Source organism: Thermoactinomyces mirandus (assembly GCF_013868055.1).
GTDB lineage: Bacteria > Bacillota > Bacilli > Thermoactinomycetales > Thermoactinomycetaceae > Thermoactinomyces > Thermoactinomyces mirandus.
Genome location: NZ_JACEOL010000016.1, coordinates 1 through 26,661 on the forward strand (window position 1 = coordinate 1; position 26,661 = coordinate 26,661).

Annotated in this window: 23 protein-coding genes and 4 CRISPR repeat arrays; of the genes, 4 read left to right on the top strand and 19 right to left on the bottom strand. The window is 39.2% G+C overall.

Annotated elements, in window-relative coordinates; all coding sequences use genetic code 11:
- Window position 1: 1 nt before the first annotated feature.
- The 17 genes from H2C83_RS18450 to H2C83_RS05320 form a co-directional block, all read right to left on the bottom strand.
- Window positions 2-130 carry an HNH endonuclease gene (locus H2C83_RS18450; RefSeq protein WP_181738503.1) on the bottom strand — a complete coding sequence of 43 codons (129 nt, stop codon included), beginning with the start codon at window positions 128-130 and terminating at the stop codon, window positions 2-4.
- Between the two features lie 197 nt (window positions 131-327).
- A complete protein-coding gene (locus tag H2C83_RS05245) occupies window positions 328-801 on the bottom strand; it encodes a hypothetical protein (RefSeq protein WP_181738506.1) in 474 nt (157 codons plus the stop codon).
- Between the two features lie 20 nt (window positions 802-821).
- Window positions 822-2,672: an HNH endonuclease gene (locus H2C83_RS05250; RefSeq protein ID WP_181738508.1), complete on the bottom strand. Its 1,851-nt coding sequence runs from the start codon at window positions 2,670-2,672 to the stop codon at window positions 822-824.
- Between the two features lie 1,069 nt (window positions 2,673-3,741).
- The gene (locus tag H2C83_RS05255) at window positions 3,742-3,927 is read right to left on the bottom strand and encodes a hypothetical protein (RefSeq protein ID WP_181738509.1); all 186 of its coding nucleotides are present in this window, start codon (window positions 3,925-3,927) and stop codon (window positions 3,742-3,744) included.
- 57 nt (window positions 3,928-3,984) lie between these two features.
- Window positions 3,985-4,200: a hypothetical protein gene (locus H2C83_RS05260; protein WP_181738511.1), complete on the bottom strand. Its 216-nt coding sequence runs from the start codon at window positions 4,198-4,200 to the stop codon at window positions 3,985-3,987.
- Window positions 4,201-4,380: 180 nt separating this feature from the next.
- Window positions 4,381-4,809, bottom strand: coding sequence for a hypothetical protein (locus H2C83_RS05265; RefSeq protein ID WP_181738512.1), 429 nt, complete (start codon window positions 4,807-4,809; stop codon window positions 4,381-4,383).
- An 85-nt stretch (window positions 4,810-4,894) separates the two neighbouring features.
- Window positions 4,895-5,404, bottom strand: a complete 510-nt coding sequence (locus H2C83_RS05270) for an Imm6 family immunity protein (RefSeq protein WP_181738514.1) — start codon at window positions 5,402-5,404, stop codon at window positions 4,895-4,897.
- 1,152 nt (window positions 5,405-6,556) lie between these two features.
- Window positions 6,557-7,048 carry a hypothetical protein gene (locus tag H2C83_RS05275; protein WP_181738516.1) on the bottom strand — a complete coding sequence of 164 codons (492 nt, stop codon included), beginning with the start codon at window positions 7,046-7,048 and terminating at the stop codon, window positions 6,557-6,559.
- 164 nt (window positions 7,049-7,212) lie between these two features.
- The gene (locus H2C83_RS05280) at window positions 7,213-7,686 is read right to left on the bottom strand and encodes a hypothetical protein (RefSeq protein WP_181738518.1); all 474 of its coding nucleotides are present in this window, start codon (window positions 7,684-7,686) and stop codon (window positions 7,213-7,215) included.
- A 19-nt stretch (window positions 7,687-7,705) separates the two neighbouring features.
- Window positions 7,706-9,547 carry an HNH endonuclease gene (locus H2C83_RS17655; protein ID WP_246333761.1) on the bottom strand — a complete coding sequence of 614 codons (1,842 nt, stop codon included), beginning with the start codon at window positions 9,545-9,547 and terminating at the stop codon, window positions 7,706-7,708.
- Window positions 9,548-10,772: 1,225 nt separating this feature from the next.
- A complete protein-coding gene (locus tag H2C83_RS05290; RefSeq protein WP_181738520.1) occupies window positions 10,773-11,228 on the bottom strand; it encodes a hypothetical protein in 456 nt (151 codons plus the stop codon).
- Window positions 11,229-11,421: 193 nt separating this feature from the next.
- A complete protein-coding gene (locus tag H2C83_RS05295; protein ID WP_181738522.1) occupies window positions 11,422-11,778 on the bottom strand; it encodes a hypothetical protein in 357 nt (118 codons plus the stop codon).
- 161 nt (window positions 11,779-11,939) lie between these two features.
- Complete coding sequence (locus tag H2C83_RS05300; protein ID WP_181738525.1) at window positions 11,940-12,449, bottom strand: Imm6 family immunity protein; 510 nt, start codon at window positions 12,447-12,449, stop codon at window positions 11,940-11,942.
- Window positions 12,450-12,975: 526 nt separating this feature from the next.
- Window positions 12,976-13,374: direct repeats of the CRISPR family, unit length 37 nt; unit sequence ATCTCAATAAATACACCTCATTAAAGAGGATTGAAAC.
- A gap of 375 nt (window positions 13,375-13,749) precedes the next feature.
- Window positions 13,750-14,268 (bottom strand): SecY-interacting protein Syd, encoded by a 519-nt coding sequence (locus tag H2C83_RS05305; RefSeq protein ID WP_181738563.1) that lies wholly within the window; start codon window positions 14,266-14,268, stop codon window positions 13,750-13,752.
- A gap of 31 nt (window positions 14,269-14,299) precedes the next feature.
- The gene (locus H2C83_RS17660; protein WP_246333762.1) at window positions 14,300-15,844 is read right to left on the bottom strand and encodes a hypothetical protein; all 1,545 of its coding nucleotides are present in this window, start codon (window positions 15,842-15,844) and stop codon (window positions 14,300-14,302) included.
- Window positions 15,845-16,444: 600 nt separating this feature from the next.
- A CRISPR array of direct repeats spans window positions 16,445-16,846; the repeat unit is 37 nt; unit sequence ATCTCAATAAATACACCTCATTAAAGAGGATTGAAAC.
- A gap of 514 nt (window positions 16,847-17,360) precedes the next feature.
- Complete coding sequence (locus H2C83_RS05315) at window positions 17,361-17,498, bottom strand: hypothetical protein (protein WP_181738527.1); 138 nt, start codon at window positions 17,496-17,498, stop codon at window positions 17,361-17,363.
- Between the two features lie 61 nt (window positions 17,499-17,559).
- Window positions 17,560-17,907 (bottom strand): hypothetical protein, encoded by a 348-nt coding sequence (locus H2C83_RS05320; protein ID WP_181738528.1) that lies wholly within the window; start codon window positions 17,905-17,907, stop codon window positions 17,560-17,562.
- A gap of 229 nt (window positions 17,908-18,136) precedes the next feature.
- Here H2C83_RS05320 and H2C83_RS05325 point away from each other — a divergent pair, with 229 nt between their 5' ends.
- On the top strand, window positions 18,137-19,555 hold the full coding sequence (locus tag H2C83_RS05325; RefSeq protein ID WP_181738530.1) for a helix-turn-helix domain-containing protein: 1,419 nt from the start codon (window positions 18,137-18,139) through the stop codon (window positions 19,553-19,555).
- A 425-nt stretch (window positions 19,556-19,980) separates the two neighbouring features.
- A CRISPR array of direct repeats spans window positions 19,981-20,675; the repeat unit is 37 nt; unit sequence GTCTCAATAGAAACACCTCATCTAAGAGGATTGAAAC.
- A gap of 91 nt (window positions 20,676-20,766) precedes the next feature.
- Here the strand turns inward: H2C83_RS05325 and H2C83_RS05330 are convergent.
- Complete coding sequence (locus tag H2C83_RS05330) at window positions 20,767-20,919, bottom strand: hypothetical protein (RefSeq protein WP_181738532.1); 153 nt, start codon at window positions 20,917-20,919, stop codon at window positions 20,767-20,769.
- 303 nt (window positions 20,920-21,222) lie between these two features.
- On the opposite strand from H2C83_RS05330, the gene H2C83_RS05335 reads away from it, so the two are divergent.
- Together H2C83_RS05335 and H2C83_RS05340 are read left to right on the top strand one after the other, a co-directional pair.
- Entirely contained in the window at window positions 21,223-22,752 is a 1,530-nt protein-coding gene (locus H2C83_RS05335; protein WP_246333763.1) for a deaminase domain-containing protein, read from the top strand.
- A 16-nt stretch (window positions 22,753-22,768) separates the two neighbouring features.
- A complete protein-coding gene (locus H2C83_RS05340; RefSeq protein ID WP_181738534.1) occupies window positions 22,769-23,131 on the top strand; it encodes an Imm3 family immunity protein in 363 nt (120 codons plus the stop codon).
- A 252-nt stretch (window positions 23,132-23,383) separates the two neighbouring features.
- Here H2C83_RS05340 and H2C83_RS17315 read toward each other — a convergent pair whose 3' ends face one another.
- Window positions 23,384-23,692, bottom strand: coding sequence for a hypothetical protein (locus H2C83_RS17315; protein ID WP_220184022.1), 309 nt, complete (start codon window positions 23,690-23,692; stop codon window positions 23,384-23,386).
- A 267-nt stretch (window positions 23,693-23,959) separates the two neighbouring features.
- Here H2C83_RS17315 and H2C83_RS05345 point away from each other — a divergent pair, with 267 nt between their 5' ends.
- Window positions 23,960-25,378 (top strand): helix-turn-helix domain-containing protein, encoded by a 1,419-nt coding sequence (locus H2C83_RS05345; protein WP_181738535.1) that lies wholly within the window; start codon window positions 23,960-23,962, stop codon window positions 25,376-25,378.
- Between the two features lie 802 nt (window positions 25,379-26,180).
- A CRISPR array of direct repeats spans window positions 26,181-26,506; the repeat unit is 37 nt; unit sequence GTCTAAATCAGTACACCTCATCTAAGAGGATTGAAAC.
- Window positions 26,507-26,661 lie beyond the last annotated feature (155 nt).

Sequence of the window (26,661 nt, forward strand, 5' to 3'; positions counted from 1 at the left end):
TTCACCAGACACGCCCTAATTGCATCGTACCAGGCCCATGATTGCCCAATCCTTCATGATGGTGCCACACATAACCTGATGGAGTTTTACCTTTATCAATTTTCATAAGCGTAAACAGCTTTTTTAACATTGGTACGATTGATCATCTTGCTCGCTCCCCAAGTCTTTCTTCCACCCGTATAATTTACTTGGATGTTTGTTTTATTTGTTAAATTACAGTTTTTTTTAATCAACAAATCCTACTTTGGCAAAAAGGGTAAGTTAACGGTATTTTTTCATTAAATAAAGGCTTGAGGATATACCCCAAGCCTTGGTTTCTATGCTCTTTCAGAGGTATTCGTCTTCATCAAGCCATTTTTCTTTAACCAAATCATAAGCATCTCCGGAGTTTGGATAATATAAATAAAATGGCAGCTTTGCCTTCTTTTTTCCTCCTGCTTGATTGAAACATTCCTGAAAAAAGGGCACAAAATATTCTTTGGCATATTCATCGATTTCAGTTATAAACTCGTCATCCTCCAGAATTTCTTGGTAGTCTTGTTCAAGTTTTTTGCAAGTGTCAAATCCAATTCCTTCAAATATAGCATATTCCCCTTGAGCATTTTTTGTTAGCTGTTCTCCCCAACCATTCATTTGAGTTACTGTTAGACCAAATAAGCCACCATCTCCTCGTATCTCTAACAAAATGAATGTAGTATTTGGATGAAATGGATATTGAAATAAAACTTGAAAACTATGAATGACTTCTTCTTTTTTTTCATTTATCGACTCTCTGACTAAAGATTGGGCTCTTTTATCCATTTTTCTCCTCCTTTTAATTGTCAACGACCTCCAGCCCAGATTTGGCGTCCACCAGTATGTCTTATGTTACCATGAACTCTAGTTTTTACTAATTGCATTTTTCCTTCATCCTGATGATGATGCCATGTATAACCAACAGGGTCATTTCCTTTTTTAATCCAGTCGGTATTAGCCTGAAGAAACTTACTTTTTAATTCAGGATTATTATTTAATTTTGATATTATAGAAGCGCTTCCTCTACCAGAAATCAAAGCATTTTTTTCCTCGTTAGTCAGATTTTGCAAAATATCACTATTGTCATTAATAAATTTTTCTAACTTAGCTTTTGCTGGTCCATTTTGCACACCTACTCCCTTTTCCAATACCTCCAGAAAGGTATTATCTATATTTTTTCTTAACTTTTCATCACTTTGTAGATCCTTTGCAACTCTTTTACTCAACAATTTAAACTGGGTCTTGTCGTTTAAAAGGTACTGATCTACATTTAATGTTGTGGTATAATCAGTCCACTCTTCAAAATCGGGAAATCCATCATTATCAAAAGGCACTTTATATTCTGATCCATTCACATCGATCGAAACCTTTTGCCCCGCATGTTCAGAATGGATGATTACCCTGGTTCTTCCATCATAATAGGTTATAACTTTTTTACCATTTTCTCGTTCAACTATTTTTCCTGCATCTTTATGGGGGTTATAGGTTTTGCTTGATTTACTTTCAATTCCATATTTCCTGATATTTTCTTCTTTAATTTTTTGTCTTTCTGTATTGGACAGCCACTTTGTAGAACTCACACCAGGTTCAGGCGCAGATATACACTTCGCAAATTCTGCGAAAGGAGAGATCGCTACGGCTGTGTAATTGCCAGGCTGCTGTTGGTAAGCGAAGGGGAGGCAATCGTCCACCCGTTTGGCAGCCTGGACAACAGGTGCTTTTTTAAAAGCAGTCGTTACTTTGTTTACGATCGGTTCTACTTTGGGAATGATAAAAGCTCCTGCTCCTACCAGGGCAGCACCGGCCACACCAGACAGCAAGGCTTTTTTCCAATTGATTTTTCGACCATGCAGAAGGTCATCGGCGATACTGGTACCTGCGCCTTCCACAGAGCCGATCAATCCGGCCTTGCCAAAGACTTGTTGCATCGGCTTGGGCAATTTGCTGATCAGTTTGCCTCCACCTCTGGCCAGAGGCCCCAACACTTTGGAGTTGGCTACGCCTGTCACCAGCTTTTTGCCAAAACCACTGGCCATCGCACGGGATGCCCCGCCGGTAATACCTCCGCCTACCAAGCCAAGCAGTCCGCCGATCGCTGCTTCCAGAAAGACCATCTTGTCAAATTTCCATCCGTTCAATCCGGCACCAATGACAAGGGACAAGGCCATTCCGGTCAGAACAGAAACTCCGAGCGGAGGAGCAAAAAAGCACAGGGCGATGCCCAGAATCAAGACGCCTGCAAAAGCTATGTATTCTTTAAATTTTACAATCCAATCCCAGGTGGCAGCCAGGGCATCCACGACCACGTCAGTGATTTTCGATAAGACCCCGGTCAACCAATCCCAAAAGGCAGATGCCTTTTCTGTCGTCCAGTCCACGGCGTCAGAAATCTTGTCGGTTGTCCAATCCCATGCTTTTGTAAAGGGTTCAGTGACTGAATCCCAGAATCCTTTTTCTTCTGTTACAGGCATTGTGTTGCCAGGCTGTTCCTGTTGAGAGGGAGGAGCCTGGTCAAATTGATTAAATTCCTCATTTATCTCAGGAACATCAAAACTGCCGCCGGCATAAACTGCGTCGCTTCCCCAGATGATACTTCCTGCTAAGACAATCAGTAGCAAGACTAGAAGAAATTGAACAAGTTGTTTTTGTTTAAGCATCTTTTTTGGTTACGAAAAACGTATAGTTTTCTTTGCTTTTCGCAACCAGTGTTCCTCCTTCTTTTTATTTTTGGGAATATTGCATAACTCATAAGAAACAATAAATTAACATAAAAAATTATATCTTGACAATAAATAAATTCTACGAATTGGTGAAAAAAGTAGTGGTGTTGTTCTATTGTCAATTTGAAATTGAAAAAGAGGTAGTAGGGGAGGGAATCCAGAGAGGACGACTCATTGGCTTTTTCTAAAAATTTAGCGCAAGGCTTTTTGTCAAACAAATTTTGCTGACCGAAATAATGAAGGGAAACGAACAATATATTCTGGTTAAATAAACGGCAGTACATTACAGTGAAAACATGTTGACAATTTATGCTATAATCGGCTTGTCAAAGAGGCAGTTATTATCCTTTTCCGAACACCAGAGGCTTCGAAAAAAATCCGGGGGTTGTTCGGAAACGTCAAAACCCGTATGAAACAAGGAAAAATTGAGTTTCCAACGGGCAAACGACAAGGGAAATAACTCGAAAATTTTGCTTAAACAAGGAGGTGTTCGGAAATTGACGTAGAAGACCAGTGATAACAACGGTTACAGCGAACGCCGTCTAAATCAATACACCTCATCTTAAAGGATTGAAACTACGAGCATTTCTTCTATTCTGGATAAATCGGGGTGTGTCTAAATCAATACACCTCAATAAAGAGGAAACGATAGTTTGTGTTTTTCTAATTGATTGATGTGCTTAGCCAGCAGGTTCTGCTGTGCTGACTTTCCTCTCAATTTTGCATAACAAATGTATCGTAAGTTGTTTTTTTAGTCTTTGTCTCTCTCAATGGCAACATTTCATCTGCTGTTTTTTTGATTTGCTCTTTATCTTTTTCCTTAATTTGTGTCTGGATCGAAAGCAATGAATGAAACTTGTTTATACAGAATACTTTTCTTTGCAGAATCTATTGGCCTTGATTTCTGCTATCCAAAACAAGAAAAAGCTCACAGTGGTATGTATCTATTCCGTCTCTGAACAGAGAAAAAAGGCTTGAGCTTTTCCCTCAAGCCCCAAGGCATTGACTATTCGTACAGATCCTCAATTTCCACCCATATTTTATTTTGCAGATTGAATACATCGTCTGCTTCATGGGTTCTTATAAAATATTGAATACGGGGTGGCCAGTCAGTCGCTTTATCAAAGCACTCGGAAAAGAACGGAATAATCAGCTCGAACATGATATGATCCAGTTTGTCCATTTTATCCATATACCCACTACCATCTACAAGATCAAACGATTGATTAAGTTTGAGATCTAATTGGATTTAGCTCAGTAATTTTTTTACATCATAATTACACTCTTCACCTTCAGACATTGGAGTAATACTAATGCCATATAAACCATATCCGCCACTATGCACTTCAAACAAGATTGTGTCAGTTTCTGCGGGAAATTGATAAGAAAATACCTTTTTGATGTTTTGGATTATAGTATCTTCATAAGCATAAACAGCTTTTTTAACATTGGTACGATTGATCATCTTGCTCGCTCCCCAAGTCTTTCTTCCACCCGTATAATTTACTTGGATGATTGTTTTACTTGTTAAATTACAGTTTTTTTTAATCAACATATCCTACTTTGGCAAAAGGGTAAGTTAACGGTACTTTTTCATTAAATAAAGGCTTGAGGATATACCCCAAGCCTTGGTTTCTATGCTCTTTCAGAGGTATTCGTCTTCATCAAGCCATTTTTCTTTAACCAAATCATAAGCATCTCCGGAGTTTGGATAGTATAAATAAAATGGAATTTTGGCGTTCTTTCCTCCTGCTTGATTGAAGCATGCCTGAATAAAGGGCACAAAATATTCTTTGGCATATTCATCGATTTCAGCTATAAACTCGTCATCCTCCAGAATTTCTTGGTAGTCTTGTTCAAGTTTTGCATAAGCATCAAATTCAAATCCTAAGTCAGAATAATATTCTCCATTTGCATTTTTTGTTAGCTGTTTCCCCCAGCCTTTCATTGGCGTAACTGTAACACCAAAATCGCCACCATGTCCTCCTACCTCTAACAAAATAAATGTAGCATCTGGATGAATGGATAATTTAATAAAAATTGAAAATGACGAATGGTATCTTCTTTTTTTCATTAATTGACTCTCTGACTAGAGATTGGGTTTTCTTGTCCATTTTTCTCCTCCATTATTCAAAAAGACCGAAGAGCTTAATTTTCCTTTAAATCAAATCAATTATTTCCGCTCTCGTGATCTTTTTATTACAATCTGCTGGATAATTTTCCAGGAGATACTGTTTTAAATAGTCTACCCATGCTTGCTGATATCCGTTCACTTTTGATATTTCTTGAGTAAAAAGGTCTATCATATCATCATCAACAATTTCAATGGGTTGTGGGACATAGTTATCGTGACCATATTCAAATTTATTTGCCTGCCAGATTGTGTACTCCAATGCATAATTTATGCATAACCATATACTTGCCTGCTGATGGTTTTCCGCATCCACCGCTTCTTCATAAAACATGGATACTCCGCCATCATCTTCATTGTCAAATACAGTGTAAAGATCACCGCCATCATATTTCTTCTCTTCAATCCATTTCCAACACATGTCGATTGTTTTTCTTGCTTCGTTGTAACCTTCAGTTACCTGATCAATGATTTTTTCTGTTAAAACCAATAAATACGCTACTCGAGCCTCTTCATTGATATTCGTATACCATCTCATTTAAATGCATTAGCACCCCTTTTTTTGAAACCGGATTTATAATTCCAGAAAAGCATTTATGCAAACTCCACCAGGTTTGATTGATAGAGATAAAATTGTAAATTGAAACTGAGTTAGAGGCAATAGAGGAGGAGAATCCGGAGAAGGATGACTCATTGTTTAGCCCCAAGGTAATTATTAAGCCAATTTTGCTGACCGAAATAATGAAGGGAAATGAACAATATATTCTGGTTAAATAAACGGGAGGACTACATTGTGAAAAAGTTTTATCTCTAATGATATAATCGGCTTATTAAAGAGGTAATTATTATACTTTTCCGACACCTAGTACTTCGAAATAATCCCAGGGGTTGTTCGGAAACGCCAAAACCCGCATGAAACAAGGAAAAATTGAGTTTCCAACTGGCAAACGACAAGGAAAATGACTCGAAAATTTTGCTTAAAAAAGGAGGTGTTCGGAAATTGACGTAGAAGACCAGTGATAGCAACGGTTACAGCGAACGCTGTCTAAATCAGTACACCTCATCTTAGAGGATTGAAACGGGTTTGGTTTGAAAGAGAAAGACGTTGTCTTGGAACGTCTAAATCGCTACACCTCATTAAAGAGGAAACGATAGCTTTTGTTTTTCTAATTGATTGATGCGCTTAGCCAACTGGTTCTGCTGTGCTGCTCCTCTCAGTTTTTATAACAGATGTGTCTGAGTTGGTTCATTATTTTTTGTCTCTCTCAACAATAACGATCCACCTGCTGCTTTTTCTTTTCGATTAGCTCTTTATCTTTTTCCTTAATTTGTGTCTGAATCAAAAGCAATGAATGAACTTGTTGTTCACAGGATACTTTTTCTTTGCAGAAGAGGACTGGCAAAATGCCAGCCCTCTATATTTTTTATACATTCTTTTTTATCGGTTAGTTTTTGGTTTCATCAACAGCATGTTTACAAATCCGCTGGCATTTCCCAAACTTGTTTGATTAAAAAGTGTTGCTTGGAGAAAAGCAAAGCATCCTGACTTGTCAGCGGATACATTTAGATCGTTCTACTGGCCTTGATGTCAGCTTTCAAAAACAAAAAAAGCGCTTTACAGTGGTATGTCTCTATTCCACTTCTGAACAGAGAAAAAGGCTTGAGGTTTCCTCAAGCTCCAAGAAATTGACTATTCGTACAGATCCTCAATTTCCACCCATGTTTTATTTTGTAAATTGAATACATCATCTGATTCATGGGTTCTTATATAAAACTGAATATGGGGTGGTATATACCTGGCTTTGTGGAAGCACTCACTAAAAAATGGAATGATCAGATTAAATACGATCTTTTTTAGGTTACCCAGTTTATCCATATATTTTTCATCATAGGGTTTATCATTATCCAAATCAAGAAATTGTTCAAGATCAATCTCAAAATGAGTTTTTCTCAACAGTGTTTCTATAGAATCGTAGCCCATCTCTTCACCCTTTGTCATAGGTGTTATACTTATACCAAAAACTCCATATCCACCACTATGCACTTCGAATAATACCGTATCAGTTTCTGGAGGAAAGTCATAAGAAAGTACCTCATTTAAATTTTGGATTGTTTTATCTTCGTACTCATAAATAGCTTTTTTAACATCGGTATGATTGATCATCTTAATCCAAACCCCCAAGTCTTTCTTCCACCCGTATAATTTATTTGGATGTTTGTTTTACTTGTTAAATTACAGTTTTTCTTTAATCAACAAATCCTACTTTGGCAAAAGGGTAAGTTAACGGTACTTTTTCATTAATAAAGGCTTGAGGACATACCCCAAGCCTTGGGTTCTCTGCTTTTTCAGAGGTATTCGTCTTCATCAAGCCATTTTTCTTTAACCAAATCATAAGCATCTCCGGAGTTTGGATAATATAAATAAAATGGAATTTTGGCGTTTTTTCCTCCTGCTTGATTGAAGCATTCCTGAATAAAGGGAACAAAATATTCTTTGGCATAATCGTCTATTTCATCAACTAACTCTAAATCATTGATAATTTCATTGTAGTCTTGTTCAAGATTTGCATAAACATCAAATACAAATCCTACCAAGTCAGAATCATATTTTCCATATGCATTTTTGTTTAGCTGTTTCCCCCAGCCATTCATTTGCGTAACCGAGATACCAAAAGAACCTGTATCTCCTCTTACCTCTAACAAAATAAATGTAGCTTCTGGATGAAATGGATAATTTAATAAAAAATGAAATTGACGAATGACTTCTTCTTTTTTTTCATTAATTGACTCTCTGACTAGAGATTGGGTTTTCTTGTCCATTTTTCTCCTCCTCTTTTTATTAACGACCTCCAGCCCAGATTTGGCGTCCACCCGTATGCCTTATGTTACCATGAACTCTAGTTTTAACTAATTGCATTTTTCCTTCATCCTGATGATGATGCCATGTATAACCAACAGGAGTATTTCCTTTATCAATCCAGTTGATATTAGCTTGAAGAAACTCACGTTTTAATCTCGGGTTATTATTTAATTTTGCTAATATAGAAGCACTTCCTCTTCCAGAAAGCAAAGCATTTATTTCCTCGTTAGTCAGATTTTGTGAAATACCACTATTGTTATTTAAAAATTTTTTTAACTTATCTTTTGCGGGGCCATTATCCTCACCAACTCCTTTTTCCAATACCTCCAGAAAGGTATTATCTATATTTTTTCTTAACTTTTCATCACTTTGAATATCCTTTGCAACTCTTTTGCTTAATAAATTAAACTGAGAACCGTCCTTTAAAAGGTACTGATCTACATTTAATATTGAGGTATAATCAGTCCACTCCTCAAAATCGGGAAATCCATCATTATCAAAAGGCACTTTATATTCTGATCCATTCACATCGATCGAAACCTTTTGTCCCGCATGTTCAGAGTTGAGTATTGCTCTGGTTCTTCCATCATAATAGGTTAAAACTTTTTTTCCATCTTTACGAGCAACTATTTTGCCAGCATCTTTATGGGGGTTGTAAGTTTTCCTTGATTTACTTTCAACTCCATATTTCCTGATATTTTCCTCTTTAATAGTTTGCTTTTCTACATTGGACAACCACTTTGTAGAACTTACACCAGGTTCTGGTGCAGAAATACACTTCGCAAATTCTGCGAAAGGAGACATCGCCAGGGCTGTGTAATTTACAGGCTGTTGTTGGTAAGCGAAGGGGAGGCAATCGTCCACCCGTTTGGCAGCCTGGACAACAGGTGCTTTTTGAAAAGCAGTCGTTACTTTGTTTACGATCGGTTCCACTTTGGGAATGATAAATGCTCCTGCCCCTACCAGGGCAGCACCGGCTACACCAGACAGCAAGGCTTTTTTCCAATTGATTTTTCGACCATGCAGAAGGTCATCGGCGATACTGGTGCCTGCGCCTTCCACAGAGCCGATCAATCCGGCCTTGCCAAAGACTTGTTGCATCGGCTTGGGCAACTTGCTGATCAGTTTGCCTCCGCCTCTGGCCAGAGGACCCAACACTTTGGAGTTGGTTACGCCTGTCACCAGCTTTTTGCCAAAACCACTGGCCATGGCACGGGATGCTCCTCCGGTAATACCTCCGCCAATCAGGCCGAGCAGTCCGCCGATGGCTGCTTCCAGAAAGACCGTCTTGTCAAATTTCCATCCGTTCAATCCGGTACCGATGACAAGGGACAAGGCCATCCCGGTCAGAACAGAAACTCCGAGCGGAGGAGCAAAAAAGCACAGGGCGATGCCCAGAATCAAGACGCCTGCAAAGGCTATGTATTCTTTAAATTTTTGAGTCCAATCCCAGGTGGCAGCCAGGGCATCCACGACCACGTCAGTGATTTTCGATAAGACCCCGGTCAACCAATCCCAAAAGGCAGATGCCTTTTCTGTCGTCCAGTCCATGGCGTCAGAAATTTTGTCGGTTGTCCAATCCCATGCTTTCGTAAAGGGTTCAGTGACTGAATCCCAGAATCCTTTGTCTTCTGTTACAGGCATTGTGTTGACAGGCTGTTCCTGTTGAGGGGGAGGAGCCTGGTCAAATTGATTAAATCCATCATTAACCTCGGGAACATCAAAACTGCCGCCTGCATGAGCTATGTCATTGCCCCAAATGATACTTCCTGCAAAGACCATTAACAGGACAAGGAAAAATTGATAAAGTTGTTTAAGCATAATTTTTTTGTTACGAAAAACGTACTGTATTCTTTGCCTTCCGCAACCAATGTTCCTCCTTCTTTTTATTTTTAGGAATATTGCATAACCTATAAGAAACAATAAATTAACATAAAAAATTATATCTTAACAATAAATAAATTCTACATATTTGTGAAAAAAGTAGTGGTTGTTGCCCATTGTCAATTGAAATTGAATAAGAGTAATAGAGGAGGGGAATCCGGAGAACGACGACTCATTGGCTTTTTTTAATAATTTAGCGCAAGGCTTTTTATTGAGCCAATTTTGCTGATCAATTTAATAAAGGGAAAAAAGAACAATTATTATTTTATCCTGATTATATAAACGGGAGGACTTTGCTGTGAAAACGTGTTGTCTATTTATGATATAATCGGCTTATCAAAGAGGCATTATCATACTTTTCCGAACACCAGGTGCTTCGAAAAAATCCCGGGGGTTGTTCGGAAATGTCAAAACCGCGCTGAAACAAGGAAAAACTGAGTTTCCAACTGGCAAATGACAAGGAAAATGACTCGAAAATTTTGCTTAAAAAAGGAGGTGTTCGGAAATTGACGTAGAAGACCAGTGATAACAACGGTTACAGCGAACGCCGTCTCAATAGAAACACCTCAATAAAGAGGATTGAAACTATTGAGACCTACCCCGGAGAAACCCCAGCGCATCATCATGGACTGTCTCAATAGAAACACCTCAATAAAGAGGATTGAAACGTTTGCTTCTGCAACCGCTTTTTTTCTCTTTTCCGTCTTAATGGATACACCTCATCTTAGAGGATTGAAACCCATACAAGCAATTACCATCGCCTTATCCTTTGCCGTTTAAATCAATACACCTCAATAAAGAGGAAACGATAGTTTGTGTTTTTCTAGTTGATTGATGTGCTTAGCCAGCAGGTTTTGCTGTGCTGACTTTCCTCTCAATTTTGCATAACAAATGTATCGTAGTTTTTTTAATCTTTGTCTCTCTCAATGGCAACGATTCACCTGCTGTTTTTTTGATTTGCTCTTTATCTTTTTCCTTAATTTGTGTGTGGATCGAAAGCAATGAATGAAACTTGTTTATACAGAATACTTTTCTTTGCAGAAGTCTATTGGCCTTGATTTCTGCTATCCAAACCAAGAAAAAGCTTACAGTGGTATGTATCTATTCCGTCTCTGAACAGAGAAAAAAGGCTTGAGCTTTTCCTCAAGCCCCAAGGCATTGACTATTCGTACAGATCCTCAATTTCCACCCATGTTTTATTTTGTAGATTGAATACATCATTTGCTTCATGGGTTCTTATAAAATATTGAATATGGGATGGTCGATTAGTTGCTTTATCAAAGCACTCGGAAAAGAACGGGATAATCAGCTCGAACATGATATGATCCAGTCTGTCAATCCGGTTTATATAATCATCATTTGGATCAATAAATTGATCAAGCTTGATTCTAGTTTGTACTTCATCTAAAAGTGTTTGTATCCTGCTGTAATTAATTTCTTCTCCATCAGACATTGGAGTCATACTAATACCGTATAAACCATATCCGCCACTATGCACTTCAAACAAGATTGTGTCAGTTTCTGCGGGAAAGTGAAAAGAAAATACCTTTTTTATGTTTGGGATTATACTATTTTCATAAGCGTAAATAGCTTTTTTAACATCGGTACGATTAATCATCTTGATCCAACCCCTCAAGTCTTTCTTCCCCCCGTATGATTTACCATTTCATGGGTATTTGTTTTGACTGGTTATATTCCATCTGTTTCTTGAATGAACAAATTCTCCTTTGGCAAAAGGATAAGTTAACAGTTATTTTTTTCTATAAGTAAAGGCTTGAGGACATACCCCAAGCCTTGGTTTCTATGCTCTTTCAGAGGTATTCGTCTTCATCAAGCCATTTTTCTTTAACCAAATTATAAGCATCTCCGGAGTTTGGATAATAAAAATAAAATGGCAACTTTGCCTTCTTTTTTCCTCCTGCTTGATTGAAACATTCCTGAAAAAAGGGCACAAAATATTCTTTGGCGTAATCGTCAATATCGGCAGCCAAATCTAAATCATTGATAATTTCGTTGTAGTCTTGTTCAAGTTTTTTGCAAGTGTCGAATCCAATTCCTTCAAATATAGCATAGTCCCCTTGAGCATTTTTTGTTAGCTGTTCTCCCCAACCATTCATTTGAGTTATTGTTAAACCAAATAAGCCACCATCACCTCCTATCTCTAACAAAATGAATGTAGAATTTGGATGAAATGGATATTGAAATAAAACTTGACAACTATGAATGACTTCTTATTTTTTCATTAATTGACTCTCTGACTAAAGATTGGGTTCTTTTATCCAATTTCCTCCTCCATTATTAAAGAAGACTTGAGAGATTTAATTTTCCTTTAAATCAATTCAATCATTTCCGCTCTCGTGATCTTTTTATTACAATCTGCTGGATAATTTGCTAGGAGATACTGTTTTAAATAGTCTACCCATGCTTGCTGATATCCGTTCACTTTTGATATTTCTTGAGTAAAAGCGTGTATCATATCATCATCAACAATTTCAATGGGTTGTGGGACATAGTTATCGTGACCATATTCAAATTTATATGCCTGCCAGATTGTGTACTCCAATGCATAATTTATGCATAACCATATACTTGCCTGCTGAGGGTTTTCCGCATCCACTGCTTTTTCATAAAACATGGATACTCCACCATCATCTTCATTGTCAAATACAGTGTAAAGATCATCGCCATCATATTTCTTCTCTTCAAGCCATTTCCAACACATGTCGATTGTTTTTCTTGCTTCGTTGTAACCTTCAGTTACCTGATCAATAATTTTTTCTGTTAAAACCAATAAATACGCTACTCGAGCCTCTTCATTGATATTCGTATACCATCTCATTTAAATGCATTAGCACCTCTTTCTTAGACATCGGATTTACAATTCCAGAAAAACATTTAGTACAAACTCCACCAGGTTTGATTGATGGAGATAAAATTGTCAATTGAAATTGAATTATAGGTAATAGAGGAGGGGAATCAGGAAAAGGACGACTCATTGGCTTTTTTCTAATAATTTATCGCAAGGATTTTTATTAAGCCAATTTTGCTGACCAATTTAATAAAGGGAAAAAGAACAATTATTATATCCTGGTTATATAAACTGAAGGACTTTGCTGTGAAAACGTGTTGTCTATTATGATATAATCGGCTTATCAAAGAGGCAGTTATTATCCTTTTCCGAACACCAGGTGCTTCGAAAAAATCCCGGGGGTTGTTCGGAAACATCAAAACCCGCATGAAATAAGGAAAAACTGAGTTTCCAACTGGCAAATGACAAGGAAAATGACTCGAAAATTTTGCTCAAAAAGGAGGTGTTCGGAAATTGAAGTAGAAGACCAGTCATAACAACGGCTACAGCGAACGCTATCTCAATAAATACACCTCATTAAAGAGGATTGAAACAAAAAGGAATCATAAAAAGAATAAAGTATTGACTCATCTCAATAAATACACCTCATTAAAGAGGATTGAAACAGATAAGGTTTGGATTCCCCGCATTATCTAATAGCATCTCAATAAATACACCTCATTAAAGAGGATTGAAACCGGATCGACGCCCACCAATTCAGGAATGCAACCGGGATCTCAATAAATACACCTCATTAAAGAGGATTGAAACAATACTACCGATCGCTTGAACCGACTCAGGTCAGCCCGTCTTAATGGACACACCTCATCAAAGAGGATTGAAACAGCCGCAAAGTATTGTTCTTGGTTCTTCCCAATAGTCTTAATGGATACACCTCATCAAAGAGGATTGAAACATTTGATAAATGCCGTATGCTGACAACCCGCCCCGTCTCAATAGATACACCCTATCGGTTTATGGTAAAAAACTGGCTGATAGTATTATTCCCTCATGGCTGATTCTGTTAAAAAGTCCATTTGGTAAACTGGACTTAAGAAATAACCGGAGGGGATTTATTATGGCTAAAAAAGGACAGAAGAGTCCGCAGTTACACACCTGAATGGAAGATAGAGGACTAAGTTATGAAGCAGTAGCGACAAAATGGTTATTCCCTCCAATAAACTTGTGAAGCAGTGGGTGAGGGATGAGAGTTTTTGAAAGATAATCGCGGGATGGAGTTCAAAAGAAAAAGGCCTGAGGTTTTTCCTCCGGCCAGATCTATACGAACATTTTATTTTCGAAGTTTTAGCTGAGAAATTAATGATGCAATATTATCAGCTAGCATATCAAATGATTTTCGTTCAAAGTCCTCTAATTGCACTGTCCCATATTGGTTGTCTACAACTACAATTAATCCATTTCCTTCAATTCCTAATGGTATATGGTCTAATTTGTTGTTATGGTTACTTTTGTAACCTTTCACCATATACGTGAAAGAATCTAATTCGATATTTGGCAATACAGCTTCCAGCTTAATGTAATGATTCCCGATAAATCCATCAAGGGTGGCAAACCAATAAGAATTAAAATATTCTTTGATAGAAGGATGAAAAACAACTCCCAGTTGATTTTCTAATCTTGTTAAGTCATGATTTTTGTGTTTTTCAATTGGCTTCCATGAAATGTATCCCTCTTCATCTACTTCACCTTCATATATATGGGGATCAACATATTCATTAATAGGAGTCTTGAATAAGAATTCTACTCCTTTATCATAAACTTCTTTGCGTTTCTTAAAATATTCTTCCATAGCCTTTTTTATTAACAAAATATATCACCATCTATTTTTTTAAGAATTTTTCAAGCAATTCGGAGTAAACTCTGTCATTACCCCAAACTCCAGCCTCTTTTTCAGTATTGTGTATACCGCCTAAGCCAGGATGTAGTTTTGCAGGAACAGCAACTGCTTGACCTCCTCCACCAATATGATGGTGTATCAAAGTATCATTATATAGTTCTTTTATATCATACTGTGGGAAATGTTCTCTAAACTTTTTATCGTTTATTGGTGAAAACCCTAATTCTATTTTTTGGCGGTTAGCTTTACTGAATACTTCTGGATGTTTCTTAAGCATTTCATTCCAATAGTAATTCTTATCCCTTAACCAACCTTCTGAATTTGTGTTGGCTTTACCTTTTCCAACATAAGGCATTTCTATTACTAGTCGTGGATCAGCAGTATATTTAGCTTCTAATTTAGATAAATCCGCAGTGCGATAAGTTCTTACTAGGTGATCAGGATTTTTTGTATCCCTTCCAGTCGTATCCGGAGCAGATATACACTTCGCAAATTCCGCAAAAGGCGACATCGCCATTGCCGTGTAACTACCTGGTTGCTGTTGGTAGGCGAAGGGGAGGCAATCATCCACCCGTTTGGCAGCCTTGACGACGGGTGCTTTTTGGAAAGCAGTGGTTACTTTGTTTATCATTGGTTCCACTTTGGGAACAATAAAGGCTCCTGCGCCTACCAGTGCAGCTCCGGCCACACCAGACAACAAAGCTTTTTTCCAATTGATTTTTCGGCCATGCAGAAGGTCATCGGCAACACTGGTGCCTGCTCCTTCCACAGATCCGATCAATCCGGCCTTGCCAAAGACTTGTTGCATCGGCTTGGGCAATTTGCTGATCAGCTTGCTGCCGCCTCTGGCCAGAGGGTCCAACACTCTGGAGTTGGCTGCACCTGTCAACAGTTTTTTGCCAAAACCACTGGCCATGGCGCGGGATGCCCCACCGGTAATGCCTCCGCCAATCAGACCGAGCAGTCCGCCGATGGCTGCTTCCAGAAAGACCATCTTGTCAAATTTCCATCCGTTCAATCCGGCACCGATGAACAGGGACAAGGCCATCCCGATCAGAACCGCAACCCCAAGTGGAGTAGCGAAAACGCACAGGACTATGCCCGGAATCAAGACACTTGCAAAGGCTATGTACTCTTTAAATTTTACAATCCAATCCCAGGTGGCAGCCAGGGCATCCACGATCACTTCGGTGATTTTCGATAAGACCCCAGTCAGCCAATCCCAAAAGGCAGATGCCTTTTCTGTCGTCCAGTCCACGGCGTCAGAAATTTTGTCGGTTGTCCAATCCCATGCTTCGGAAAAAGGCCCAGTGACTGAATCCCAGAATCCTTTTTCTTCTGTTACAGGCGGTGTGTTGACTGGCTGTTCCTGTTGAGAGGGAGGAGCCTGGTCAAATTGATTAAATTCATCATTCACCTTGGGAACATCAAAACTGCCGCCGGCATAAGCTGCATCATTGCCCCAGATAATACTTCCTGCAAAGACAATCAGCAAGACTAGAAGAAATTGATAAATTTGTTTGTGCATAATTTTTGGTTACGAAAGTCGTACAGTATTTTTTGCTTTCTGCAACCAGTGTTCCTCCTTCTTTTTACTTTTAGGAATATTAGATATATCATAAGAAACAATAAAATAACATAAAAAATTATATCTTAACAATAAATAAATTCTACATATTGGTGAAAAAAGTAGTGGTGTTGTTCCATTGTCAATTGAAATTGAAAAAGAGGCAATAGAGGAGGGGAGCCGGAGAAGGACGATTCATTGTTTTTTTAAATAATTTAGCCCAAGCCTTTTATTAAGCCAATTTTGCTGGCCGAAATAATGAAGGGAAACGAAAAATATATTCTGGTTAAATAAACGGAAGGATATTGTAGTGAAAACATGTTGTCTATCTATGATATAATTGCTTATCAAAGAGGCAGTTATTACCCTTTTCCGAACACCTGGTGCTTCGAAAAAAAGCCGGGGGTTGTTCGGAAACGTCAAAACCCGTATGAAACAAGGAAAAACTGAGTTTCCAACTGGTAAATGGCAAGGGAAATGACTCGAAAATTTTGCTTAAAAAAGGAGGTGTTCGGAAATTGAAGTAGAAGACCAGTCATAACAACGGCTACAGCGAACGCTATCTCAATAAATACACCTCATTAAAGAGGATTGAAACTCCATGACATATTCCAACACAAACCGACAACGAAATCTCAATAAATACACCTCATTAAAGAGGATTGAAACTTCACAAAAATAATTGGATACGCTTCATAATCGCCATCTCAATAAATACACCTCATTAAAGAGGATTGAAACATCGGCTCCCTGCCAATGCCCGACGATCCGATCGGAATCTATCTCAATAAATACACCTCATTAAAGAGGATTGAAACCCGTCCCCATTTTCTCTTCAAGTTTGTCCAGTCGCCATCTCAATAAATACACCTCATTAAAGAGGATTGAAACGGCAACCAATATATTGAGAGGGGTTTTTTGATGACGTCTCAATAGATACACCTCAATAAAGAGGATTGAAACTATCGTTGTTCTTGGAATGGTGACGGATCAATGAAGTGTCTCAATAGATACACTTCATCAAAGAGGAAACGGTTGCTTGTGCTTTTTCTAATTGATTGATGCGCTTAGCCAGATGGTTCTGCTGTGCTGACTTTCCTCTCAGTCTTATATACAGATGTGTCGTGAGCAGGCTCTCTCAACGCCAACGATCCACCCGCTGATTTTTCTTTTCGATTAGCTCATTATCTTTTTCCTTAATTTGTGTCTGGATCGAAATTAATGAATGAAACTTGTTGTTCACAGGATACTTTTCTTTGCAGGAAAGGACTGGCAGAACGACGACAAAATGCAGAAACCACTTTATCAGCTAAAGCATAAAAAACCGACTGTGCCAAATGTAGCAGGGGGATAACACAGTTTGCCAAGCATCCAAATATCGAATCCAATGACTTTTCAAGTATAAAGTTAAATTGCCGGATGAACCTGGCTTTGCAGTGGACATACTCTTGCCGTCAAAGAGTATGTCCACTCTTTTTTACTCAACGTATTGCCAGACTCCATCGACACAATTCAGATCTAAAACAGTGTCAGAAGGTGGCCTTCCCAGCATGACGGAATCAAATAAAACCCGAAAGTTCTCTTCCTCCAGGTATGGAGCTGCCTGAACCTCCATATGTAGTTCTCCTGTTTGGCTGAACGGATGTTGTGTCAAACTGTGGTATAATGAAGACAATTCACTGTTTTCTTTTGGAGCCTCTTTTGGGCTCTTTTTTTGTTTTTGGTGCGGAAAATATGTCAACTGTATCTCCTGCAAATACGGTAACCCCCTCTTTCGTCTTGAGCTGCAGCAAATTGGCCATGGGGATTTCGATCTTTCCCGCATCCCCCACATCCAAACAAAGCATTTCCGGTTTCTCCCCGAAGGAACATGTCAAACGAAGCGGATCGGAATTGTCCGGTTCAAAAATGTCTGTCACCTGATGGAAATGTTTAAATATTAATTGATCCGGTAATATTTTAAAGAATTTTTTAATTTCTTCCAATGTTCCTTCGGCTCGAATTTGTCCTTTGATAGCGATCACTCCCTTCCTGCTGTTGCCATCAGGCTCGCTCCTATTATATAATATTCTGAAAAGTGGTGACAAATTTTTAAAAGAAACCCGATGATTATCAAAATATAAGAAATGAATCGCCAAAGACACGTCATTTAACCAAAATATCCTGAAAATCGGGCCGCTATATTCCGAATATATCCCGTTGCCCGATGGGAGCAGCCGCTTTTTTGCCGAAAAAATTTTGGTGGGGGATAGGATGAGTCAGGTAGATCGAATTGCATTTGGCAAATTTGTAAGAGAAATAAGATTGGAAAAGAAGCTTCGTCAAAGCGATTTAATCGATGATTTTCTTTCGCAGCCCGTCCTCAGCAATATCGAGAGCGGAAAAGGACAGGTCAGCGAAGACAAGATGCGTTATGTTCTGAAGAAACTGGGGATGGAAGAAGACCTGTCAAAGTTTTATCTTGACCGGAAAGAAAAGAAAGAGGAGGAAGAGGCCAACGAGGAACTGCAGATTAGTCTGATTGCTGTCGAAAATACAATTGATTTGGTCGGTGCTGACAAGGGCCTGGAGGAGCTGAGAGAATTGTCGGTGCCCTATAAACATCCTTTCCAGGTTATTCTTGCATACCTGAAAGGCAAATGTTACTTTATGAAGAAAAATTGGAAGAAAGCGTACAATTATTTTTTTAACGCCATTCATCTTATAGACAAGCATTATCCCGGCATGAGAACATCCAACATAAAAAGCGCCTGTTATCATGAATTAAGCACTCTGGAATACACACAAAACCGGCTCCATCAGGCTCTGATCTATGCCGATGAAGCGCTCAAATATTTTGTCAAGGACGGTGACAGGCATTATTGCAAAGACGTTATTCTGATCAGCAAGGTCATTTATCTGGAAAAGCTGAACCGGGTGGGGGACGCGCAAACCATCCTGGATGAAATCGCTTCAAGCAGAACCGGCGCTCAACTTGTTTATGGCAGCGAAAGCAAGGAAGCCTCCTTAAACATGTATGAAATGGAAGCCAAACTGCTGGCAAAAGCAAAACGTTATCCGCAAGCTGTCAAGTTTGCCCTGAAAGGGATCGAACTGGCCAGAATTGACCGGATGTATGAGCGGTCGCTGGAACTGTGGACAACCCTGGGCAGCATCTTTGTAGAGACCGGCAAAATCCGTCTGGCACAATGCTGTTTCCGGACTGCCCTCAACCTGAAGAAAAAAATCAAACGGGAGTATCTGCTGGCCTACGTTTACTCACAATTGGGAATGTTGTACTATAAACAGGAAGATATCAAAAATGCAGAAAAAGAATTCTCTTTTTCTCTGGAATACAGCCGCAAAACAAATGATATCTATCTGGAAATTGTGGCCCTGACCGGGTTGGGCAAATGTTTGATAAAACACGGGCAGCGGGATCAAGCCTTGTCTATTCTGAATGAAGCACTAAAGCTGGCTGACGGGCACACTTTTCCGGACAAGAAAAACGAACTGCTCATGATTTTGGCCAATTATCTGAAAAGCATTGGTGACCCCAGTTTTAAAAACTATGCGCTGGACTTCTTTTCTTCCTATGTGGAGACACTTGAAGGAGGTGTAGAAGATTTGAACAGAAACGTTACCTTCCAACCTGCTAAACGTCATGCTGCTGGTGATCCTCCTCACACCTAAGTTGAAAATTCAGGGTGAAGGTAAAAGAGAGATGAACAGGAACGTTATCTTCCAATCTATCCAGTGTCATGCCGCTGGTGATCTTTCTCACTGCTAAACGAAACCCGATAAAAAAGTTACTCCGTTTTGCCCATTCCCATGATTTTTTTACGTATTCTCCCAATGGTCATAAACCAGGGAGAATTTTTTCTGTTATGATATAATCGGCTTATCAAAGAGGCAGTTATTATCCTTTTCCGAACACCAGGAGCTTCGAAAAAAAGCCGGGGGTTGTTCGGAAACACCAAAACCCGCATGAAATAAGGAAAAACTGAGTTTCCAACTGGCAAACGGAAAGGAAAATAACTCGAAAATTTTGCTTAAAAAAGGAGGTGTTCGGAAATTGATGTAGAAGCCCAGTAATAACAACGGTTACAGCGAACGCTGTCTCAATAGAAACACCTCATCTAAGAGGATTGAAACAAACTGCTCGCCTTGATCTTCCACCATGACACCTTCGTCTCAATAGAAACACCTCATCTAAGAGGATTGAAACGATACAGTTAATAAATACGGAACTCTCCACGGTGTGTCTCAATAGAAACACCTCATCTAAGAGGATTGAAACAAAGGTCGATATTTTTCCTGATCGTTTTGTGAAGCCGAGGTCTCAATAGAAACACCTCATCTAAGAGGATTGAAACTTATTGTCCCTGCTTCCTCTCCTTAACCTATCCTTATAGTCTCAATAGAAACACCTCATCTAAGAGGATTGAAACGTATGGGATGAAACCGTCTATATCCTTTGTTGCAGTCTCAATAGAAACACCTCATCTAAGAGGATTGAAACAAGAAAAACGGATATCATCAAGAACCACAAATTGTCGTCTCAACAGATACACCTCATTGAAGAGGATTGAAACGCCAATTTTTCAACCTCAGCAAACAACTCTTCCATGGTCTCAACAGATACACCTCATTGAAGAGGATTGAAACAAGCCGATGGCGGTTCATATTCCTTCGCGAACCAGGGTCTCAACAGATACACCTCATTGAAGAGGATTGAAACATAAACGGAATAGACGGCGGTTCCCCGGCAAAATGGTCTCAACAGATACACCTCATTGAAGAGGAATGATAGTTTGTTTTATTGATTGATGTACTTGGAGCTTGTCTGCCATGCTGATTTTCCTATCAGTTTTTTGTATTCCAGATGTGTCGTGAGTTGGTTTTCATTTTTTGCCTCTCCCAATGCCAACGATCACCTGCTGACTTTTCTTTTCGATTTGTTCTTTATCTTTTTCCTGATTTGTGTCTAGACCAAAAGCAATGAATGAAACTTGTTGTTCGCACTTTTCTTTGAAAAAGAACTGGCATTTTGCCACCCTCTATCTTCTTTACATTCTTTTTCATTAGCTAGTATTTGGCTTCAACAACATACTTATAAATTCGTGGCATTACCCAAACTTGTTTGATTAAAAGTAGTGTCTGGAGAAAGGTGAAAAATGATGACTTGCCAGCGGGACACATTCAGATCAGTATACGGTATATTGGTTCTGATGTTATCTCCCTAACAACTTTTTATGTGTATTCATGTTTTTTATTCGGCTATTTATTTATCAATATAAAAATACAATAACAATACCTAAAAAGCCCCAAACCGAATTTTTGCAGGAGGTTCTATTAATATGAAGATTCTCCTTCGGTGGATGGTTATCTTCCTTCTCGCAGTAGCGGGTGAAGGTATTTTTGGCAATTGCACAGGCTATGCCGAGCTGGACAGCGGAAGTTTTGAAATTCCGGATGTGCAGAGAGACTTCGGAGAATATGAACAACCTTCCCAAATGCAAAATAATCCGCCCATATCCCCAAATGCGCAGGCAGAAGAAGAAGGAATCTGGAAAAAGATCAGCGGATCATTGGAAAGTGCCTGGAACTGGGCCAAAGAAAAGGTTTCGGATACTTGGGAATGGACTAAAGAAACAGCATCCTCCGCTTGGGATGGTATTGTAGAGGTTATTTCCAAGATTGCCAATATAATCATAGAGGCCGGTACGGCTATATGGAACTGGATATTGGAGCATGAAACTTTTAGTTTAATCGTTTTAACTATACTCGGAATTGCAGCAGTTATTTTCGGTGGAGCTTTTGTCTCGGCAGTTGGTATTGGAATTCTTGGCGGAATAATTCTTGGCGGGATTGTTTCCTGGTTCTCAGGAAATGAGTTTATGAGTGAAGCTATGCTGGAAGATATGTTGATCTGGGGAATTGGCACAGGAATCGGAGTTATTGCTTTTGAATGGGTAGCAGCTATTGCTGCCAGATTGCCACTTGTTGTTTCCATTGCCAGGAAAGTGCCCTGGTTGGGGAAAGCCTTGCCAAAAATGTTTGGCAGTGCCGCGGGTGGAGGTACAGATCAAAGTATAATTGATTTTCTTAAAGGCCAGTTCAGCTGGAAGAAAACGGCTATTGCAGCTGGTTTAGCTTTTGTCCTTGCCTTCGGCGGAAATTACGTTGCAAACAATTTCGATCAGATTATCAAATGGGTGAATAGCAGGGAAATCCCGACTTTTACACAATCTTTCGTAAAGAACGGAGATTCATTGGCATCGAGTATGCCAATGAAAATTGGCGACACGGAATTCGGCCAGTGGTTACAGAAGTTTGCTAAAAATGGAGATAAAGCAACGGGAATACATATAGATACAGCTATAAATAAGGTTAGTGGTAAAGTTTTTAAAACCAGACCTATTGATTTAAAGACTGAACAGTATATCGTTAACAGAGTTAAAGAATTAAGAAGATCTTTACCAAGTAAATATAAAAAATCAGGTAACTTTGCTTTAGCAGAAGTTCATATTGATGGAATTAGCAAAACTGAGTTTTACGCTCATAGCTCTATTGATGAACTTACCGGAACTTTATCCGAAAGAGTCCCTGATATTTCAGTAAAACCTAAAAACCCAGTGTTTACTGCATATCAAGCACCAAATATTAAAGGGGATTTCTTCCCCAGGGATTCAGATACTGAATATAAGATTCTTAATGATCTCGCAGCCAGACTGGGTGATAATACAAAAGCAGTCGGCAAAATCAAGTTATTCACCGAATTGGATACCTGTGCCAGTTGTAGCAGGGTAATAGCAGAGTTTGCCAAAAAGTATCCAAATATCGAATTAGATATTGTCCATAACAACGGCAACAGATTAATAAAATAATTTGGAGGGGTTTTTGGTGGTGGATTGGCAATACGATGAATTGTTGAATGCTGTAAAAGAAACTTACGAAGATTTTGTGGACAGAAAATTAAGTTATAAACTCGCGTTTGCGAGAACTTCTTATGAATATGAAACAGTATGTAATGAAGGAAAAACAGAAAGATTATTAGTTTATACTGCACTTGGAGAGATTGCGTTGACTCATGAAAAGGTGTTTATTGGAGTAATTGATGCGATAAAAAAAGAACTGACAAGTGTAAACTTCAATGATCTTCAACATGAATTAACACCGGAAGAAATTGAAGACCTCTCCAAAAGGATAAATCGTGTTTTAAAAGGGCTGGAAAGTGTTCAAATAGACTATAGTCCAATAGCTTGATTTTACATAAAAGACAACTTCTGAAGAGTACAAAAAAATTTGAATGGCGAGAAAAGAAATCAAAAGAAGGAAAATCAGCAAAAACAATTGATTATCATCTGATTATTTGACTTTGCAGTGGACATACTCTTGCCGTCAAAGAGCATGTCCACTCTTTTTTACTCCAGGTATGGAGTTGCCTGAATCTTCATATGTAATCCTTCTGTTTTGCTGAACGGCTTACGCTTTAATCTGTGGTATAATAAAGACAATTCAATGTTTTCTTTTGGAGCCTCTTTCGGGCTCTTTTTCTGTTTTTGGGGCGGAAAATATGTCAACTGTATATCCTGCAAATACGGTAACCCCCTCTTTCGTTTTGATCTCTAGCAAATTGGCCATAGGGATTTCGACCTTTCCCGCATCCCCCACATCCAAACGAAGCATTTTTGGTTTCTCTCCGAAAGAACATGTCAAACGAAGCAGACCGGGATGGTCCGGTTCAAAAATGTCTGTCACCTGATCGGAGTGTTTAAATCTTAATTGATTCGGTAACGTTTTAAGGAATTTTTTGATTTCTTCCAATGTTCCTTCGGCCTGGATTTGTCCTCTGATAGCGATTCCTCCTTTCCTGCTATTGTCATCTGGTGTGCTTCTATTATATAATATTCTGAAAAATGGTGACAAATTTTTAAAAGTAACCCGATGATTATCGAAATATAAGCGATAAATCACCAAAGACACGTCATTTAACCAAATATCCTGAAATTTGGGCCGCTATATTCCGAATATGTCCCGTTGCTCGATGGGAGCAGACGCTTTTTTGCTGAAAAAATTTTGGTGGGGGATAGGATGAGTCAGGTAGATCGAATTGCATTTGGCAAATTTGTAAGAGAAATAAGATTGGAAAAGAAGCTTCGTCAAAGCGATTTAATCGATGATTTTCTTTCGCAGCCGGTCCTCAGCAATATCGAGAGCGGAAAAGGACAGGTCAGCGAAGACAAAATGCGTTATGTCCTGAAGAAACTGGGGATTGAAGAGGAACTGTCAAAGTTTTATCTTGACCGGAAAGAAAAGAAAGAAGAGGAAGAGGCAAACGAGGAACTACATATTAGTCTGATTGCCGTCGAAAATACGATTGATTTGGTCGGTGCTGACAAGGGCCTGGAGGAACTGAGAGAATTATCGGTGCCCTATAAACATCCTTTCCAGGTCATTCTTGCATATCTGAAAGCTAAAGGTTACTTTAAGAAGAAAAATTGGAAAAAGGCATACAATTATTTTTTTAATGGTATTCATCTTATAGACAAGCATTATCCCGGCATGAGGACATCCAACATAAAAAGCGCCTGTTATCATGATTTAAGCACCATCGAATACAGACAAAACCGGCTCCATCAAGCCCTGATCTATGCCGACGAAGCGCTCAAGCATTTTGTCAAGGATGGCGACAGGCAGTATCTCAAAGACCTGATTCTGATCAGCAAAGTTATTTATCTGGAAAAGCTGAATCGGGTGGGGGACGCGCAAACCATCCTGGATGAAATCGCTTCAAGCGGAACCAGCGCTCAACTTGTTTATGGCAGCGAAAGCAAGGAAGCCTCCTTAAACATGTATGAAATGGAGGCCAAACTGCTGGCAAAAGCAAAACGTTATCCGCAAGCCGTCAAGTTTGCCCTGAAAGGGATCGAACTGGCCAGAATTGACCGGATGTATGAGCGGTCGCTGGAACTGTGGACAACCCTGGGCAGCATCTTCATAGAGACCGGCAAAATCCATCTGGCGCAATGCTGTTTCCGGACTGCCCTCAACTTGAAGAAAAAAATCAAACGGGAGTATCTGCTGGCCTACGTTTACTCACAATTGGGAATGTTGTACTATATACAGGAAGATATCAAAAATGCAGAAAAAGAATTCTCTTTTTCTCTGGAATATAGCCGCAAAACGAATGATATCTATCTGGAAATTGTAGCCCTGACCGGGTTGGGCAAATGTTTGATGAAAAACGGGCAGCGGGATCAAGCCCTTTCTACCCTCAATGAAGCACTAAAGCTGGCTGATCGGCACACCTTTCTGGACAAGAAAAATGAACTGCTCATGATCCTGGCTAATTATCTAAAAAACATCGGCGATCCCAATTTTAAAAACTATGCGCTGGACTTCTTTTCTTCCTATGTGGAGACACTTGAAGGAGGTGTAGATGATATGAACGGAAATGTTTCCTTCCAGCCTATCAAGCGTCATGCCGCTGGTGATCCTCCTAACAGCTAAGTTGAAAATTCCGGGTGGAGGTAAAAGAGACGCGGATTTGAACAGCTTCTAACTCATCAAGCGTCATATCCCAGGTGATCCTCCTGATTTCTAAATTGAAAACTCCGCTAAAAGTTACGGAATTTTGCCATTTCCAATATTTATTCTCCCTGGTTCGGAGCCAGGGAGAATTTTTTATGGTCAAAAAAGTAAACCAGGCGCCTTTAATGGCCCTGGCAGATTCAAAGTCGCTTTCAAATTCCTCATAGGTACGATCAAAACAAAATATGTCATCCCGAACGACAAATTATATGATCTTGGTTTCAATTCCTTATAGGTACGATCAAACCCCAAAAAGTCTTTTTATTAAGCCATTCTACAAACAACCCTATTTTCCTCTTAACGAACTCACTTTTGGGCAAAAAAATAAAAAATCCAGTAATGATGCGGTTTTTGGGAATTTTTATCAGAATATTTGGTGTCGTCGATCCCCCGGGTTTCCTCCTCTACTGGCGACAAATTATAACCTCAATTTATCTGAGGCATATTTTCGTTAGGGGATGACTTTGCTGTGAAATTGTGTTGTCTATTTATGATATAATCGGCTTATCAAAGAGGCAGTTATTACCCTTTTCCGAACACCAGGTGCTTCGAAAAAAAGCCGGGGGTTGTTCGGAAACGCCAAAACCCTTATGAAACAAGGAAAAACTGAGCTTCCAACTGGCAAACGGCAAGGAAAATAACTCGAAATTTTGCCCCAAAAAAGGAGGTGTTCGGAAATTGACGTAGAAGACCAGTAATAACAACGGCTACAGCGGACGCAGTCTAAATCAGTACACCTCATCTAAGAGGATTGAAACTGCAATATCCGAGTTTGATATATGAGTTTGCAGAAGTCTAAATCAGTACACCTCATCTAAGAGGATTGAAACTTATGCGTTTAGGGAGAAAGCAACCGGCCGCTTTGGTCTAAATCAGTACACCTCATCTAAGAGGATTGAAACCCGAAACAATATGTTTCCCCGGTCCCGCACCGGGAAGTCTAAATCAGTACACCTCATCTAAGAGGATTGAAACGACATCGGACGGGGATATAGCAAAGCCAAAAGCCAGTCTCAATAGAAACACCTCATCCAAGAGGATCGAAACTACTGTAGTTAAAGTCTTGCTTTGGTTGACTGTTTCGGGAATAGTCCCTTGTGAATGTATCGGGCAAGGGGCTTTTTTGTTTTTGCAAATAGGACTACGTTAAGTGCGGGACTTTTTCATGATGAGGGATACAGAGGCGTCTGCCTGAAGTTTTC

Coding starts and splice junctions, on each gene's coding strand:
- H2C83_RS05290 (WP_181738520.1), bottom strand. CDS start 11,228: ATGATTAATCGTACCGATGTTAAAAAAGCTATTTACGCTTATGAAAAT.
- H2C83_RS05265 (WP_181738512.1), bottom strand. CDS start 4,809: ATGAAAAAAAGAAGATACCATTCGTCATTTTCAATTTTTATTAAATTA.
- H2C83_RS05245 (WP_181738506.1), bottom strand. CDS start 801: ATGGATAAAAGAGCCCAATCTTTAGTCAGAGAGTCGATAAATGAAAAA.
- H2C83_RS05305 (WP_181738563.1), bottom strand. CDS start 14,268: ATGGAAGAATATTTTAAGAAACGCAAAGAAGTTTATGATAAAGGAGTA.
- H2C83_RS05255 (WP_181738509.1), bottom strand. CDS start 3,927: ATGGATAAAATGGACAAACTGGATCATATCATGTTCGAGCTGATTATT.
- H2C83_RS05300 (WP_181738525.1), bottom strand. CDS start 12,449: ATGAGATGGTATACGAATATCAATGAAGAGGCTCGAGTAGCGTATTTA.
- H2C83_RS18450 (WP_181738503.1), bottom strand. CDS start 130: ATGTTAAAAAAGCTGTTTACGCTTATGAAAATTGATAAAGGTAAAACT.
- H2C83_RS17660 (WP_246333762.1), bottom strand. CDS start 15,844: ATGCACAAACAAATTTATCAATTTCTTCTAGTCTTGCTGATTGTCTTT.
- H2C83_RS05315 (WP_181738527.1), bottom strand. CDS start 17,498: ATGGAGGTTCAGGCAGCTCCATACCTGGAGGAAGAGAACTTTCGGGTT.
- H2C83_RS05250 (WP_181738508.1), bottom strand. CDS start 2,672: ATGCTTAAACAAAAACAACTTGTTCAATTTCTTCTAGTCTTGCTACTG.
- H2C83_RS05325 (WP_181738530.1), top strand. CDS start 18,137: ATGAGTCAGGTAGATCGAATTGCATTTGGCAAATTTGTAAGAGAAATA.
- H2C83_RS05335 (WP_246333763.1), top strand. CDS start 21,223: ATGAAGATTCTCCTTCGGTGGATGGTTATCTTCCTTCTCGCAGTAGCG.
- H2C83_RS05260 (WP_181738511.1), bottom strand. CDS start 4,200: ATGATCAATCGTACCAATGTTAAAAAAGCTGTTTATGCTTATGAAGAT.
- H2C83_RS17655 (WP_246333761.1), bottom strand. CDS start 9,547: ATGCTTAAACAACTTTATCAATTTTTCCTTGTCCTGTTAATGGTCTTT.
- H2C83_RS05270 (WP_181738514.1), bottom strand. CDS start 5,404: ATGAGATGGTATACGAATATCAATGAAGAGGCTCGAGTAGCGTATTTA.
- H2C83_RS05280 (WP_181738518.1), bottom strand. CDS start 7,686: ATGGACAAGAAAACCCAATCTCTAGTCAGAGAGTCAATTAATGAAAAA.
- H2C83_RS05345 (WP_181738535.1), top strand. CDS start 23,960: ATGAGTCAGGTAGATCGAATTGCATTTGGCAAATTTGTAAGAGAAATA.